This is a genomic window from Actinomadura geliboluensis (assembly GCF_005889745.1).
Classification (GTDB): Bacteria; Actinomycetota; Actinomycetes; order Streptosporangiales; family Streptosporangiaceae; genus Spirillospora; species Spirillospora geliboluensis.
The window spans coordinates 1-14,077 of sequence record NZ_VCKZ01000055.1 but is presented as its reverse complement, the minus strand read 5'-3'; the positions used below and the strand labels follow the sequence as shown (position 1 = coordinate 14,077).

Below are 14,077 nucleotides of genomic sequence, written 5' to 3'. Positions count from 1 at the left end.
CTTTATCGCCGGATGACGAACCGGCCGGATCCGGCGCGCTTTCCGAGATTCCTCCCAGGTCAGGGCGCCGGTCCGGCGGTGCGTGCGAGAAGGGCCGGCGGCGGTGCGTAGTCGTCCGGTAACGCTTGGCTCTGGAAATTCCAGTCCGGGCGTTACACGCCCCGTCAGGTGCGAACCCGGAGTTGGTCAGGGCGGGGCCACATTCGGCCGTTTCCGGGCCCGCGAGGGGCTAGCCCTCCTCGCGGACGATCTCCGCGCCGAGCTGGGACAGCCGCTCGGCGGTGTGGGCGTGCCCGCGGTCCAGGTAGTAGGCGGAGGTGATCGTCGTCTCGCCCTCGGCGGCGAGGCCGGCGAGCACGAGCGCGCTGCCGCAGCGCAGGTCGTGCGCCTCGACCTCGGCGCCGCGCAGCGGCCGCGGGCCGTTGACCTTGGCGCGGTTGCCGTCCACCTCGATGTCGGCGCCCATCTTGCGCAGCTCGTCGGCCAGCTTGAACCGGCCGTCGAAGATCCGCTCGTAGATGTAGGACGGCCCCTCGGACAGGCACGACAGCGCCATGATCGGGGACTGCAGGTCGGTGGCGAAGCCCGGGTACTCGTCGGTGATGACGTTGATCGGGCGGAGCGTGCGGTCGCGGCGCACCTGCAGGACGGCGCCCTGCTGGTGGAACTCGACGCCCATCTGCTCCAGCTTGTCGGCGGCGACGCCGAGGTGCTCCAGCGACGCGCCGACGAGGCTCAGCTCGCCGCCGGTGATCGCGGCGGCCATCACGAACACGCCGGCGTCGATCCGGTCGGGCATCACGGTGTGCTCGACGGCGGTCAGCTCGTCCACGCCCTCGACCGTGATGAACCCGGTGCCGCCGCCGCTGATCTTGGCGCCCATCGCCTGCAGGATCGCGATGTTGTCGAGCACCTCGGGCTCCAGCGCCGCGTTCTTGATCAGCGTGGTGCCGTGCGCCAGCGCCGCCGCCATGATCAGGTTCTCGGTGCCGGTGTGCGAGGGGGTGTCGCAGTACAGCGTCCCGCCGCGCAGGTCGCCCGCCTTGATGTGGATGATGCCGTCGCCGTTGTCGGCCACCTGCTCGGTGACCGTGGCGCCCATCCGCTTGAAGCCGTTGTAGTGGAAGTCGAGGTTGCGGCTGCCGAGGTTGCAGCCGCCGACGCCCTCGATGACCGCCTCGCCGAGGCGGTGCAGCAGCGCCGGGACGAACAGGAACGAGCCGCGGAACCGGGACGCGATGTCCGCGGGCAGGACGGGGCTGTTCAGCGACGAGGCGTCGATGACCAGGGTCCGCTCGGTCTCGTGCAGCTCGGCCTTCGCGCCCACGGCGCGGGCGAGCTCCACGGCCCGCCGCACGTCCTCGATGATCGGGACGTTGCGCAGCACGGTCCGTCCCTTGGCGGCCATCAGCGAGGCACCGATCATCGGCAGGACGGCGTTCTTCGCCCCCTGGATGAAGACCGTGCCGTGCAGCTGCCGGCCGCCGCGCACGCGGTAGCGAACCTCGTGGCCCATGCTCATGCCGCCTAACTCCTTCTCGGGTGCGGGTAGGTGCCTGCCATCAAGTGGGAGCACGAGGGCCGAGCGCGCCGAACGGTGTCCCCCCTCTGCGCCAACGCGACCCCAGTAAACCACCGGCTCGGACATGTGCCGTCCGGTCCGCGCCACCCTGGCGCCAGTCTGCTAGGTGAGACCTCCGCGACACGCCAAAAGTTCGCACTCCCCCAGGAAATTTCCCAAGGTGAGCCTAGGGGCGGCGCATCACCGCAGGGACGGTTATCGTGATCATTCATGGACGAATCGCCCGGCTGGGACGCCATCGACGCCGCCCTCCGCCCGCTCTACGGCGACACCGAGCCGTACCATCTCGGCACCATCCACAAATGGGCGCTGGGCGGTCCGGACCCGCTCGACGGGATCAGCATCTACGCCCGGACGGAGCCCGTCCCGCACTGGCATTTCGTGTCCTATGGCATGACCGAGCTGTACACGAAGGAATCGGAGGACCCGGACGAGTCGGGCTGGGGCTTCGAGTTCACGTTCCGGCTCGCCCGCGACCCCGCCGAGGAAAAGCCGCCGGTGTGGGCGGCGAACCTGCTGCAGAACCTCGGCCGGTACGTGTTCACGTCCGGCAACTGGTTCGAGGCCGGCCACCACATGAACGTCAACGGGCCGATCGCCGCCGACCGCGAGGACTCGGAGATCCGCGCGGTGACGTTCGTCCAGGACCCGGAGCTGGGCGAGATCTCCACGCCGCACGGCAAGGTCGTGTTCCTCCAGGTCGTCGGGCTCGCGATGGAGGAGTACGACGCGCTGCGCCGGTGGAACGCCGACGGGCTGACGGCGGCGCTCGCCCCGCACCTGCCGCTCTTCGTGACCGACATCGACCGCCGGTCGCTGCTGGCCGACCCCGAGGTCGCCCGCGCCGTCGAGGAGGGCATCGCGCGGGACGGCTCCAGCGGCGGGATGCTGTACGTGTCCACGGCGCACTGGGAGCGCGACGGCGGCTCCACGACGCTGCGGCTCGGCGCGCTGCAGGCCCCGGCGATCGCCGACTCGCTGCGCGGTCGCCTCCCGTTCGGGCGCGAGCTGGTCCTGCGGACGGAGGACACGGTGATCGCGTTCCTGCCCGCGGACGCGTTCGCCGTCGCGGAGCCGGAGGAGGGCGTGCTGGAGGTGCACGTGCCCCCGGCCGCGCTGGACGACCTCACGGTCGCGATGCCGGCCGCTGCGGGCCGCACGGCGATCGCTTCGCTCCCCGGGCTCACCGTGGAGATCGTCCCGACCGCGATGAAGGACCGCTACGGCGAGGAGACCGGCGAGGTCATCGGCTGAGCCCCAGCCTGGGCGGCCCTCAGCGGGCTTCCAGGACCTCGACCTCGTCGCCCACCGTGAGCGTGCCCAGGGCGCGCGGTACGGCGTTGTAGCCGAACTGGATGCCGCGGTCCCGGCTGCGGTAGGCGGCGAGCGTCCGCAGCGGCTCACGGCCGCGCTCGGCGGTCTCCTGGTCGGTCGTCGTGATGAGGCACCGGGTGCACGGCTTGACCATCTCGATGACGGCCTCGCCGACGCGCAGCAGGCGCACGTCGTCCTCGCCGTAGGGGCCGAGGCCCTCGATGACGAGGCTCGGACGGAACCGGTTCATCGGGAGGGGCTCGTCCAGGCGCGTGTTGAGGTCGTCCAGGGACTCCTCAGAGATGATCAGCAGCGGGTACCCGTCGGCGAACATCACCTCACCCCCGCCCCTGGACGTCTCCCTGCGGCCGGTGAAGCGCACAAGACGGCACTCTTCGCCGAGGTACTCCGAGAACCAGGCCGCGGCCTCGTTGCCCTGGTCGATGCCCAGGCAGTCCTTGCGCTGGACGCGGACGTCCAGGACCTCGCCGTGGTCCACAGCCTTGTGGACGAGCGGCGCGGCCCCGGCGGTGCGCACCGCCAGGACCTCGCCGTCGTAGGACGGGCGCAGCAGCGCCATCCGCGCGAACTCCCGCTGCGAGAGGTAGCGGCCTCCGGGGCTGACGAGCATGAACTCGCGGTCGAACGGCAGCCCCCGGGCCGTCAGCTCGGCGCTGCGCAGCGCGGTGCCGCCGCCGCTCTTGAGCGGGTAGGCGTTCAGCTCGGTCAGGGTCCCCTTCAAGGCCCCCTCCTTGGTTCTCAGCTCAGGTCGGCGAGCCGGTCGAAGACCGGACCGAGGCGCTCGACGAAGCGCTCCGGGCGGCAGACCTCGTCCAGGCGCTTCTCGTCCAGCGCCAGGCCCGCCTCCGAGGCGTGCACGCGGAGCGTCTCGCGGAACGGCGTCCCCGTCTCCCAGGTCTCCATGGCGGCCTTCTGGACGAGCGGGTACGCCTCGTCGTCGCGGGACATGCCCGCCTCGACCAGCTCCAGCAGCACGGTCGAGGTGTAGATCAGGCCGCCGGTCGACTCCAGGTTCTCCGTCATCCGCGCCTCGTCCACCACGAGCCCGGACATCAGCCGGTTCGTGAGGTTCAGCATGTAGTCGAGCGCGATGGACGCGTCCGGCAGCGCGATCCGCTCGGTGGACGAGTGCGAGATGTCGCGCTCGTGCCACAGCGGGATGCCCTCCAGCACCGGGACGATCTGCGCCCGCACGATCCGCGCCATCCCGGCGAGCCGCTCGGAGATGATCGGGTTCTTCTTGTGCGGCATCGCGGACGAGCCCTTCTGGCCCTTCCCGAACGGCTCCCACAGCTCGCGGACCTCGGTGCGCTGCCCGTGCCGCACCTCCAGCGCGATCGCCTCGCACACCGTCGCCATGATCGCCAGCGCCGACACCCACTCGCCGATGCCGTCGCGCATCACGACCTGCGTCGACACGTCCGCCGGCTTCAGGCCCAGCTTGCGCGCCACGTGCAGCTCGACCGCGGGGTCGATGTTGGAGTACGTCCCGACCGCGCCGGAGATCGCCATCACGCCGACGGCCTCGCGCGCCCGGCGCAGCCGGTCCCGCGAGCGGGCCATCGCGAACGCGAAGTCGGCGACGCGGTGCCCCCACACGTCGGGCTCGCCGTGGATGCCGTGCGTCCGCCCGACCCGCAGCGTGCCCTTGTGCGCCAGCGCGTGGTCGCGCAGCGTCGCGACGAGCGTGTCGGCCTTGGCGAGCAGGATGTCGGTGGCCTCGGCGAGCTGCAGCGCGAGCGCCGTGTCCAGCAGGTCGGACGACGTCATGCCGAAGTGGACGTACCGGGCCGCCTCGCGGGGCTCGGTGTTGTCCGCCCACGCCGACAGGAAGGCGATCACGTCATGCTGCGTGACCGCCTCGATCGCGTGCACCGCCTCCGGGGTCGGCGGCGGCGCCTTCCGCACGGGCTCGACCACCTCCGGCGGGATGGTGCCGGCCTCGGCGTGGGCCTCGACGACGAGGACCTCCACCTGGCACCACAGCTCGTACTTGTGCGCGTCGCTCCAGACGCGCCCCATCTCCGGAAGTGTGTACCGCTCGATCACCCGACGATTGTCCCATTACCCAGCGACGACGTTGCGCGCGGCCTTCTCGGCGATGTCGGAGCGGTGGTGGGAACCGCGCAGCGAGATCTTGGAGACGGCCTCGTAGGCGGCGGCGCGGGCGGCGGCGAGGTCGGGGCCGGTGCCCACCACGTTCAGGACGCGGCCGCCGCTCGCGACCAGGCGGCCCTCCCCGCCCGGTTTCGTGCCCGCGTGCAGGATGTAGGCGCCCTCGACCTCGGCGGCCTCGTCCAGGCCGGTGATCTCGTCGCCCTTCACGGGGGCGGACGGGTAGCCCTCGGCCGCGACGACGACCGTGACGGCCGAGCCCGGGTGCCATTCGGGGCGGAACGCGGGGTCGAGCCCGCCGATCGCGCACGCCTGCAGCAGCTTGGCGAGGGGAGTGGCGAGCCGGTCGAGGACGACCTGGGTCTCGGGGTCGCCGAAGCGCGCGTTGAACTCCACCACCCGCACGCCCTTGGACGTCAGCGCCAGACCGGCGTACAGGGTCCCGACGTAAGGGATCTCACGGCGGCGCATCTCGTCCACTGCGGGCTGGACGACCGTGGACATGACCTCGTCCACCAGCTCTGGGGAGATCCAGGGGAGTGGCGTGTAGGCGCCCATACCGCCCGTGTTGGGGCCGTCGTCGCCGTCGTAGGCGCGCTTGAAGTCCTGTGCGGGGAGCAGCGGGACGGCGTGCTGGCCGTCGCACAGCGCGAACAGGGAGACCTCGGGGCCGTCGAGGAACTCCTCGATGACGACGCGCTCGCAGGCGGCGGCGTGCCGGGACGCGGCGTCGCGGTCCTCGGTGACGACGACGCCCTTGCCGGCGGCGAGGCCGTCGTCCTTCACGACGTAGGGCGGGCCGAACGCGTCGAGCGCCTCCTCGACCTGCGCGGTCGTCTCGCAGACCCGCGCGTCGGCGGTCGGCACCCCCGCCGCCGCCATGATCTCCTTCGCGAACGCCTTGGACGCCTCGATGCGGGCGGCGGCGCGGTCCGGGCCGAAGCAGGGGATGCCGCGCGTGCGCAGCGCGTCGCCCACCCCGGCGACCAGCACCGCCTCGGGGCCGATGACGACGAGGTCGACCCGCAGCCGCTCGGCCAGCTCGGTCACCGCCGTCGGGTCGCACGGGTCGAGCTGGTGGTTGTCCGCGATCTCGGCCGTGCCCGGGTTGCCCGGGGCGCAGTGGAGGGCGGTGACGGTGGGGTCGCGGTGCAGGGCGCGGACGAGCGCGTGCTCGCGGCCACCCGATCCAAGGACGAGTACTCGCACGTCACGCGAGCTTACAGATCCGGGCGCGCGCGGGGAGGGCGGGCATAAGCCCCGCCGCCGCGGGTGTTGGGACGACTGAGGTCACCGTCACACCCCTGGCGCGTGAACCTCGCCGTTATGGGCAGCGTCCTAAATGTCGGCTGGTAAGCTGCGACGGGCTTGACCGCCCGGTGTCGAGGCGTGTGAAAGGAGGTGGTCGGGATGAGTCCTGGCGATACTTGCAGTTCGCCGGAAAACCCTCACAGTCCGCACAGGACTGTTCCTCCGTCCGCCTCCGTCTGGCGCCCGGCCATCGCCTTCGCGCGCTCCCTTCGCTGATCAGCCTGGGTTGAGCGCGCGCTGCGCGCGTGTGGCCGGCGGGTTAGGAGCACCTCATGGCCATGACACGAGTCCGTCCGGGCCGCGCTCTCTTCAAGACGCGCGGCCGCCCCAGCGGCGTGCAGGCTCCGAACCGCGATTCGGCCGTCATCGACTGGGCCGCCTACATCGACGGTCACCGGGTCTGCACCGACACCGTCGCCGACGCCGTCCGGATGATCCGCGACGGCCGGCTGACCCCCGCCGGCGACAGCGCCGGCTTCGTGTGGGTCGGGCTCCACGAGCCGTCCGCCACCGAACTCGCCGACATCGCCGAGGTCTTCGGCCTGCACCCGCTCGCCGTCGAGGACGCGATCCACGCCCACCAGCGGCCGAAGCTGGAGCGCTACGACGACGTGCACTTCGTCGTGATGAAGACCGTCGGCTACGTGCCGAGCGAGCCCGGCGGCGCCGAGGTCGTCGTGACCGGCGAGATCATGCTGTTCTGCGGGCCCGACTTCGTGGTGACCGTCCGGCACGGCACCCACGGCGAGCTCGGCACCGTCCGCCGCGACCTGGAGCACGACCCGGCCCGGCTCGCCCTCGGCCCGGCCGCCGTCCTGCACGCCGTCGCCGACCGCGTCGTGGACGGCTACGTCGGCGTCGCCGACGCCGTCATGGAGGACATCGACGAGGTCGAAGAGGCCGTCTTCTCCCCCGAGCGCACCGACGAGTCGCGCCGCATCTACCGCCTCAAGCGCGAGGTCATCCAGCTCAAGCGCGCCGTGGGGCCGCTCGCCGGGCCGCTGCGCAACCTCTCCGGGCGCCGGTTCGTCCCCGCCGAGATAAAGGAGTACCTGCGCGACGTCGAGGACCACCTCACCCGCGTCCGCGAGCAGGTCGAGTCCTACGACGAGCTGCTCAACCCGATCCTTCAGGCGCACATGACCCAGGTCACCGTCGCCGACAACAAGGACATGCGCAAGATCTCCGCCTGGGGCGCCATCTTCATGGTCCCCACCGCCATCGCGGGGGTCTACGGGATGAACTTCAAGTTCATGCCCGAAACCCAGTGGCACTACGGCTACCCGCTGATCCTCGGCGTCATCGGCCTGGCCTGCCTGTCCCTCTACAGGGGCTTCCGCCGCAACGGCTGGCTCTAGACCACACCTCTCGACCGTTCGCCCGCCTAGACCGCGGCCAGGACGTCCTGGAGGCGGTCTGGGTAGTCGGTGACGATGGCGTCCACGCCGTACTCGATGAAGCGGGCCATGTCGTCCTGGCCGTTGACCGTCCACACGATGACCGACAGGGCCAGCGCGTGGGCCTGCTCCACCAGCTCTGGCGTGGTGATGGCGTGCTCCGGCGAGACGGCGGTCGCACCGGCCGCGAGGGCGGCGGCGACCGGATCGGCCGGGGAGAGGCCCGCCAGCCAGGCCGTGCCCGGGACGAGCGTCTTGCGCTCCATCAGCGCCACACGTCCCAGCTCCGGGTAGTGGCTGCGCGCCTCGGCCAGGATGCGCCAGTCGAACGCCAGCAGCCGTGCACGACCGGCCAGGCCATGCGACCTCAGGACGTCCACCACGACGGCGGTGAAGAGCTCGACCTCTTCGTCCGTCCAGGTCGGATCGGTCTTGAGTTCCACGGAGAGGGCCACCTCCGCCTCCGGGGCGAGCAGCGCGCACGCCTCGGCCAGCGTGGGGATGCCCGTGCCGGGCATCCCTAGATGCGCGCCCGCGTCCACCGTGCGGAGCTGCGCCAGCGTCAGCTCCCGGATCGGCCTGCCCACGTAGGGGAAGTCGGGGTCGTCGGGCTGGGCGGGGCCGCGGTCCACGAGGTTGCGCGCCGACAGCACCTGGTCGTGGTTCAGCACGACCACGCCGTCCGCGGACAGGCCCACGTCCAGCTCGATCGCGTCCACGCCCAGGTCGAGGGCGTGGACGAAACCGGGGAGGGTGTTCTCCGGGCGGAGGCCGCGCGCGCCCCGGTGCCCGTGCACCTCGACGGTAGAGATCACCGCACGCACGTTACCGTCCGTGACTGAACGCCGGGTGAAGAACGTCAGACAAGGGGGCGGAGGGAGAGCGTCTGGTCGCGGCCCGGGCCGACGCCGATGGCCGAGATCTGCGCGCCGGACATCTCCTCCAGCGCCCGGACGTACGCCTGCGCGTTCGCCGGCAGGTCCTCGAACTTCTTCGCGGCGGTGATGTCCTCCTGCCAGCCGTCCAGGTACTCCAGGATCGGCTTGGCGTGGTGGAACTCGGTCTGGGTGGTGGGCAGCTCGTCGACCCGCTCGCCGTCCACGTCGTAGGCGACGCACACCGGGACCCGCTCCAGCCCGGACAGGACGTCCAGCTTCGTCAGGAAGTAGTCGGTGATGCCGTTGACGCGGGTCGCGTACCGGGCGATGACGGCGTCGAACCAGCCGCAGCGGCGGTCGCGGCCCGTGGTGACGCCGTACTCGCCGCCGGTCTTGCGCAGGTACTCGCCCTGCTCGTCCAGCAGCTCGGTGGGGAACGGCCCGGAGCCGACGCGGGTCGTGTACGCCTTCAGGATGCCGATCACGCGGGTGATCTTCGTGGGGCCGACCCCGGAGCCCGCGCACGCGCCGCCCGCCGTCGGGCTGGACGACGTCACGAACGGGTACGTGCCGTGGTCGATGTCCAGCAGCGTGCCCTGCGCGCCCTCCAGAAGGACGACCTTGCCGTCGTCCAGGGCCTTGTTCAGCACGAGCGTGGTGTCGGCGACGAACGGCTTCAGCCGCTCCCCGTAGGCCAGGTACTCCTGGACGATCGGGCCCGTCTCGATGCGGCGCCGGTTGTAGACCTTCGTCAGGACCTGGTTCTTCTCGCGCAGCGCCAGGTCGAGCTTCTGCGTGAGGATGTTCGGGTCGAACAGGTCCTGGACGCGGATGCCCATGCGGTTGATCTTGTCGGCGTAGGTGGGGCCGATGCCCCGCCCGGTCGTGCCGATCCGGGCCTTGCCGAGGTACCGCTCGGTGACCTTGTCGAGGGCACGGTGGTGCGGCATGATCAGGTGCGCGTTCGCCGAGATCATCAGGCGCTCGCAGGAGATGCCGCGCTCGCGCAGGCCGTCGATCTCCTGGAGCAGCACGGCCGGGTCGATCACCACCCCGTTGCCGATCACCGGGACGACGTCGGGCGACAGGACCCCGGACGGCAGCAGGTGCAGCGCGTAGCTCTTGTCGCCGATGACCACCGTGTGGCCGGCGTTGTTGCCGCCCTGGTAGCGGACGACGTAGTCGACGTCCCCGCCGAGCAGGTCTGTTGCCTTGCCCTTGCCCTCATCTCCCCACTGGGCACCGACAAGAACGATGGCAGGCATGCCACTTTTCCTTCCCACGACGAAGGCCCCGGTCGCCGCAAGCGCGAAGGGGCCTCTTGCGATCAAAGCGTACCCGCACCTCGGCCGCAAGGAAACCGGAGCCCGATCCGCCCCGCTGGTCAGCGCCCCGGAGGGCGTGCGGCGCGGCGCTCGGCACGGCGCGGCCAGTAGTTCTCCGCGAACAGTTTCGCGACGAGTTCGCCGCGGCTCGTCACGCCCGTCTTGGCGAACACCGCCTTGACGTGGTCGCGGACGGTATGTGGGGAAATGACCAGCTCAGCGGCGATGTCGCCGGTCGCCAGGCCCCGCGCGACCAGCTGGGTGATCTCCAGCTCGCGGGCGGACAGCCCGTACGCCTCCGCGATGACCGGCGCCATGTCGGAGCCGGTGGCGGGCTGGACGACCACGGCGGTCGGGCCGGGCGCGCCGCCGGGGGCGCCGTCCAGGCAGGAGGCGTGGACGACGAGCCACTGGCCGTCGCGGGCGCGGATCCGGATGCGGGCCGCGCCGCGGTCGTGCCCGGCGGCGACGGCGCGGGCCTGCGCGGCCGTCCCGGCGAGCCAGACCGGCAGCGGCGGGCCCAGCGGGGACGGGACGGTCGGGCCGTCCGGGAGGCGGTCGAGGTGGTGGCGGGCCTCGGCGTTGATCGAGATGGGCGTGCCGGCCGCGTCGAACAGGATGAGGCCGGGGTCCTGCGCGGCGGCGGGCTCCGCCGTCCGGACGGGCCGGGCCAGCTCCCGCAGCCGGTCGGCCAGCGGCGCCGAGAGCCCGGCGACCAGGGAGATCTCCGCCGGGCCGAACGGCTCGCGGCCCTTCTCGCGGAACAGGCTGACGACGCCCCAGGGCCGCCCGCCGGTCCGCAGGACGGCGCGCAGCTCGTCCCCGACGCCCTGGCGGTCGAGGAGCTTGCGGAACTGGGCGCTGCGCGCGGGCAGCCCGTCGGTGCCCGCCGCCAGCCCGGCGGCGGGGACGGCGGCGCGGGCCAGCTCGCGGAACGGCAGCACGGTCTCCTCCAGGAGCGCGCACTCCCAGTAGGCGAAGCAGTCCTCGCCGCGCCCCAGGTTCTCCACCCGCATCGGCGCGGTGACGAGCCCGGTCTCGGGGTCGGTGGCCGACCAGGCCGCCGCCTGGAAGCCGACCAGCCGGCCGAGCCGCGCCGAGGCGGCGGCGAAGAGGTCCGACGCGTCCCCCGCGCGTGCGGCCGCGTCGAGGAGGGCCCGCCGTTCCCGCTGGTCGATCATGGTTTCAGTCTGCCCGCCGGGGCGCGCCGCCGTACCCCCTCAGACGGGGGATTCCGGCGCGGGCGGGTCCCCCGCCCCGCGGGATGGGCCGGGCGCGGCCGGGCGGCGAGGCTCGGCGGCATGGACATCGCGATCATCGGGGCGGGCGCGGCGGCCGTCGCGCTGCTGGACGCCCTCGACCCCTCGGACGTGCGGACCGTCACCGTCTTCGACCCCTCGGCCGCGCCGTGGCGGGGCCGTCCGTACCGGCCCGACCTGGACTCCGTCCTCGTCAACGCCCCGCCGGCGATCATGTCGATCCGGTTCGGGGACCGGGAGCACTACGCGCGCTGGCTGGACGGGCGGGCCGCCGACTACACCGACGAGCGCCTCGGCAGCCCGATCCCGCCCCGCGCCGTCTACGGGCGGTACCTGGCCGACACGGCCGAGGCCGCACTGGCCCGATTCACTAACACGGAAGTCATTTCTTCGGCAGTGACCGGTGTGTCCCTCGAAGGCCGTCCGGACGGCCGCCCGACCGTCCGGACGGCCGACGGGCGGACTCGTACCGCCGACCAGGTCGTCCTGTGCGTCGGCGGCGGCACGCCCCGCGACCACTACGGGCTGGCGGGCGCGCCCGGCTTCACCGCCGACCCCTACCCGCTGGAACGGACCCTCGCGGACATCCCGTCCGGACGGGACGTGGCCGTCATCGGCGGCGGCCTGACCGCCGTCGACATCGTGGTGTCGCTGGCCGCGCGCGGGCACACCGGCCGGATCAGCCTGGTGTCGCGAAGCGGCACGCTCCCGTTCGTCTGGCAGCGTCCGGCCGAGACGAACATCCGGCACCTGACGCCCGAGCGGCTGCGCTCCCTGAAGGGTCCCGTCACCCTCGATGGATTCGCCGATCTGATCCGCGCGGAGCTGGCGGAACGCGGCGAGAGCTGGGACGACCTGGCCGCCTGGATCGCCGCGGCGATGCGCCGGGACCCGGCCGAGAACCTGCGCGAGCAACTGGCCCTGGTGGACGCCCCGCAACTCGCCCGCCGCATCGTTCAAGAGGCCGCGCACACCGCCGGCCCCCTCGCATGGCGGCTGCTAGCGACGAGCGACCGGGAGCGGCTCCGCGCCCGCCACTTCCGCACGGTCACGAGCCTGGCCTCGCCGATGGTGCCCCGCAACGCCGCCGTGCTCCTGGAGCTGTTCGAGGCGGGGACGCTGGAGTCGCTGTCCGGGATCGAGAAGATCGAGGCCGGCCGCCGGTTCCGGATCACGCACGCGGCGGGCGTCCGCACCGCCGACGCCGTGATCAACGCGATCAACCCGCCGCCGCACGCGATCCCCCGGGCGGCGGAGGCGCTCGCCTCGTCCCTGCTGGCGCAGGGCGCCGCGCAGGACCCGGACGGCGGCCTCGCGATCGACCCCGGCACGGGCCGGCTCCTCCTCGGGGACCGCCCCGATCAGCGCCTGCACGTGGTCGGGGACCTGGCCGGCGGAGGGCCGTTCCTCGTGTCGGGCGTTCCGGGCGTGGCCGCCCGGGCGCACCGGGCGGCCCGCTCGATCAGGAGCCGTTGAGGGCGTCGGCGGCCGCGGGGCTGCTGTCGCGCAGGAACGCCTTGCAGCGCTCGGCCTCGTCCTCCTCGCCGATGGCGGCGGCGGCGCGGCCGAGGGCGTGCAGGGCGCGCAGGAAGCCGCGGTTGGCCTCGTGCTCCCACGGGACGGGCCCGTGGCCCTTCCAGCCGGCCCGGCGCAGCTGGTCCAGGCCCCGGTGGTAGCCGGTGCGGGCGAAGGCGTAGGAGTCGATGACGGAGCCGTTGGCGAAGGCACGGTCGGCCAGCTCGGCCCACGCGCCGGGGTAGTCCGGGTGGCGCGCGGCGACTTCGAACGGGTCGACGCCGTTCTCCAAGGCCGTCCGGGCTTCGGTGTTGTCCGGGAGTTCGGTCGGAGGAGGGCCGCCGAGCAGGTTCTGGGTCATGCGGGCCATCGTAAGCAGGCGCGTTGCGCGCCCGGCAACCCGGGGCGCGGCAGGAGGGACCGGGGCCGCGGGCGGCGGGACGAGTGCGCGGACGCACCCCGGAGCCGGGGCGCGCCCGCGCGCATGGCGTCCGTTACTTGGTGGTCTTGAACAGGGACGAGACCAGGTCGGTCAGCTTCGGCGCGGTGGTGGCCGTCGCCTTGGTCCGCATGGCCGGGAACAGTTCGGTGTAGCTCTTGCTCGCCAGGTACATCTGGAAGTTCGCGGAGTTCTTCCCGGACGCCGACGGCAGCCCGGAGCGGAAGTCGACGAGCCAGCCGAGGAGCCCGCAGCTGCTCGCGGGCACGGAGAACGTCGTGTCGTTCATCTTCATGGCGATCGCGTTGTCGAACCACTCGACGGAGTCGCCGTCGCCGACGAGCCTCAGCGAGACCGGCGCCTTCTTGGAGCCGATGTAGCAGTCGTCGCCGAGCAGGTCGTTCTTGAGCTTGATCCTCATGTCGATGGTGGAGGCGTACTCGCCCTGGTCGGTGGTGAAGAGGCTGAAGTTGCCGACGTAGTTCGTCTTGACCTTGAGGCCGAGCAGCGGGAGGGTCTCCGATCCCGGGATGCCGAGCGCGCCGCCGGGCACGGTCATCGCCTTCGACCGCATGCTCACGAAGATGTTGATGGGCTCGGAGGTCGCGGGGTCGAAGCCGCCCTGCATGGTGATCGAGATCGGCTCGGTGATCTCCTGCGTCATCGAGCCGAGCTTCATGGTGCCGCCGCCGAGGACGATGACCGCGCACTGCCAGTTGGCGGGGTCGGCGCCGACGGGCAGGTGGTCGGGGCAGTCGCCGAAGTCGAAGGTGACGGGCGCGTTCTCGCCGGGGGCGGCGGCCGCGGGCGCGGCGCCGAGGGCGAGGACGGCGCCCGGCACGGCCAGGGCGAGCGCGGACAGCAGGCGGGCGGAGCTGCGCAGGGACCGCAGCCGGGCACGGGGGAAGGTCTTCACGGGGG

12 protein-coding genes are annotated in these 14,077 nt (G+C 72.3%); 3 read left to right on the top strand and 9 right to left on the bottom strand.

Annotation, left to right across the window (positions count from 1 at the left end; translation table 11 throughout):
* Positions 1–229: 229 nt before the first annotated feature.
* Positions 230–1,516, bottom strand: coding sequence for a UDP-N-acetylglucosamine 1-carboxyvinyltransferase (murA, locus tag ETD96_RS10695; protein ID WP_138636172.1), 1,287 nt, complete (start codon positions 1,514–1,516; stop codon positions 230–232).
* A 276-nt stretch (positions 1,517–1,792) separates the two neighbouring features.
* On the opposite strand from murA, the gene ETD96_RS10690 reads away from it, so the two are divergent.
* Entirely contained in the window at positions 1,793–2,836 is a 1,044-nt protein-coding gene (locus ETD96_RS10690) for a suppressor of fused domain protein (protein ID WP_138636160.1), read from the top strand.
* A gap of 19 nt (positions 2,837–2,855) precedes the next feature.
* On the opposite strand, the gene ETD96_RS10685 is transcribed toward ETD96_RS10690, so the two are convergent.
* The 3 genes from ETD96_RS10685 to purD are packed head-to-tail and all read right to left on the bottom strand — an operon-like array spanning position 2,856 to position 6,241.
* Positions 2,856–3,638, bottom strand: coding sequence for an MOSC domain-containing protein (locus tag ETD96_RS10685; RefSeq protein ID WP_138636159.1), 783 nt, complete (start codon positions 3,636–3,638; stop codon positions 2,856–2,858).
* A gap of 17 nt (positions 3,639–3,655) precedes the next feature.
* On the bottom strand, positions 3,656–4,966 hold the full coding sequence (gene purB / locus ETD96_RS10680) for an adenylosuccinate lyase (protein ID WP_138636158.1): 1,311 nt from the start codon (positions 4,964–4,966) through the stop codon (positions 3,656–3,658).
* A gap of 15 nt (positions 4,967–4,981) precedes the next feature.
* On the bottom strand, positions 4,982–6,241 hold the full coding sequence (gene purD / locus ETD96_RS10675; protein ID WP_138636157.1) for a phosphoribosylamine--glycine ligase: 1,260 nt from the start codon (positions 6,239–6,241) through the stop codon (positions 4,982–4,984).
* 374 nt (positions 6,242–6,615) lie between these two features.
* Here purD and ETD96_RS10670 point away from each other — a divergent pair, with 374 nt between their 5' ends.
* Complete coding sequence (locus tag ETD96_RS10670) at positions 6,616–7,701, top strand: magnesium and cobalt transport protein CorA (RefSeq protein ID WP_138636156.1); 1,086 nt, start codon at positions 6,616–6,618, stop codon at positions 7,699–7,701.
* A 26-nt stretch (positions 7,702–7,727) separates the two neighbouring features.
* Here the strand turns inward: ETD96_RS10670 and ETD96_RS10665 are convergent, their stop codons facing one another.
* The 3 genes from ETD96_RS10665 to ETD96_RS10655 all read right to left on the bottom strand — a co-directional run bounded on the left by ETD96_RS10665 (position 7,728) and on the right by ETD96_RS10655 (position 11,124).
* Positions 7,728–8,555, bottom strand: a complete 828-nt coding sequence (locus ETD96_RS10665; protein WP_138636155.1) for a glycerophosphodiester phosphodiesterase family protein — start codon at positions 8,553–8,555, stop codon at positions 7,728–7,730.
* A gap of 44 nt (positions 8,556–8,599) precedes the next feature.
* Positions 8,600–9,883: an adenylosuccinate synthase gene (locus ETD96_RS10660; RefSeq protein WP_138636154.1), complete on the bottom strand. Its 1,284-nt coding sequence runs from the start codon at positions 9,881–9,883 to the stop codon at positions 8,600–8,602.
* A gap of 119 nt (positions 9,884–10,002) precedes the next feature.
* Positions 10,003–11,124, bottom strand: a complete 1,122-nt coding sequence (locus ETD96_RS10655) for a helix-turn-helix transcriptional regulator (RefSeq protein WP_138636153.1) — start codon at positions 11,122–11,124, stop codon at positions 10,003–10,005.
* Between the two features lie 120 nt (positions 11,125–11,244).
* Between ETD96_RS10655 and ETD96_RS10650 the strand changes: the two genes are divergently transcribed.
* Positions 11,245–12,678, top strand: a complete 1,434-nt coding sequence (locus ETD96_RS10650) for an FAD/NAD(P)-binding protein (RefSeq protein WP_138636152.1) — start codon at positions 11,245–11,247, stop codon at positions 12,676–12,678.
* On the opposite strand, the gene ETD96_RS10645 is transcribed toward ETD96_RS10650, so the two are convergent.
* Together ETD96_RS10645 and ETD96_RS44570 are read right to left on the bottom strand one after the other, a co-directional pair.
* Positions 12,665–13,087, bottom strand: a complete 423-nt coding sequence (locus tag ETD96_RS10645) for a DUF3151 domain-containing protein (protein WP_138636151.1) — start codon at positions 13,085–13,087, stop codon at positions 12,665–12,667. The genes ETD96_RS10650 and ETD96_RS10645 overlap by 14 nt on opposite strands.
* A gap of 124 nt (positions 13,088–13,211) precedes the next feature.
* On the bottom strand, positions 13,212–14,077 hold an 866-nt coding region (locus tag ETD96_RS44570), incomplete at its 5' end, for a hypothetical protein (RefSeq protein WP_171068964.1).

Bases quoted from the DNA above. Each gene is read 5' to 3' on its own strand.
- murA (WP_138636172.1), bottom strand. From the start codon at position 1,516: ATGGGCCACGAGGTTCGCTACCGCGTGCGCGGCGGCCGGCAGCTGCAC.
- ETD96_RS10690 (WP_138636160.1), top strand. From the start codon at position 1,793: ATGGACGAATCGCCCGGCTGGGACGCCATCGACGCCGCCCTCCGCCCG.
- ETD96_RS10670 (WP_138636156.1), top strand. From the start codon at position 6,616: ATGGCCATGACACGAGTCCGTCCGGGCCGCGCTCTCTTCAAGACGCGC.
- ETD96_RS10660 (WP_138636154.1), bottom strand. From the start codon at position 9,883: ATGCCTGCCATCGTTCTTGTCGGTGCCCAGTGGGGAGATGAGGGCAAG.
- ETD96_RS10655 (WP_138636153.1), bottom strand. From the start codon at position 11,124: ATGATCGACCAGCGGGAACGGCGGGCCCTCCTCGACGCGGCCGCACGC.
- ETD96_RS10650 (WP_138636152.1), top strand. From the start codon at position 11,245: ATGGACATCGCGATCATCGGGGCGGGCGCGGCGGCCGTCGCGCTGCTG.
- ETD96_RS10645 (WP_138636151.1), bottom strand. From the start codon at position 13,087: ATGGCCCGCATGACCCAGAACCTGCTCGGCGGCCCTCCTCCGACCGAA.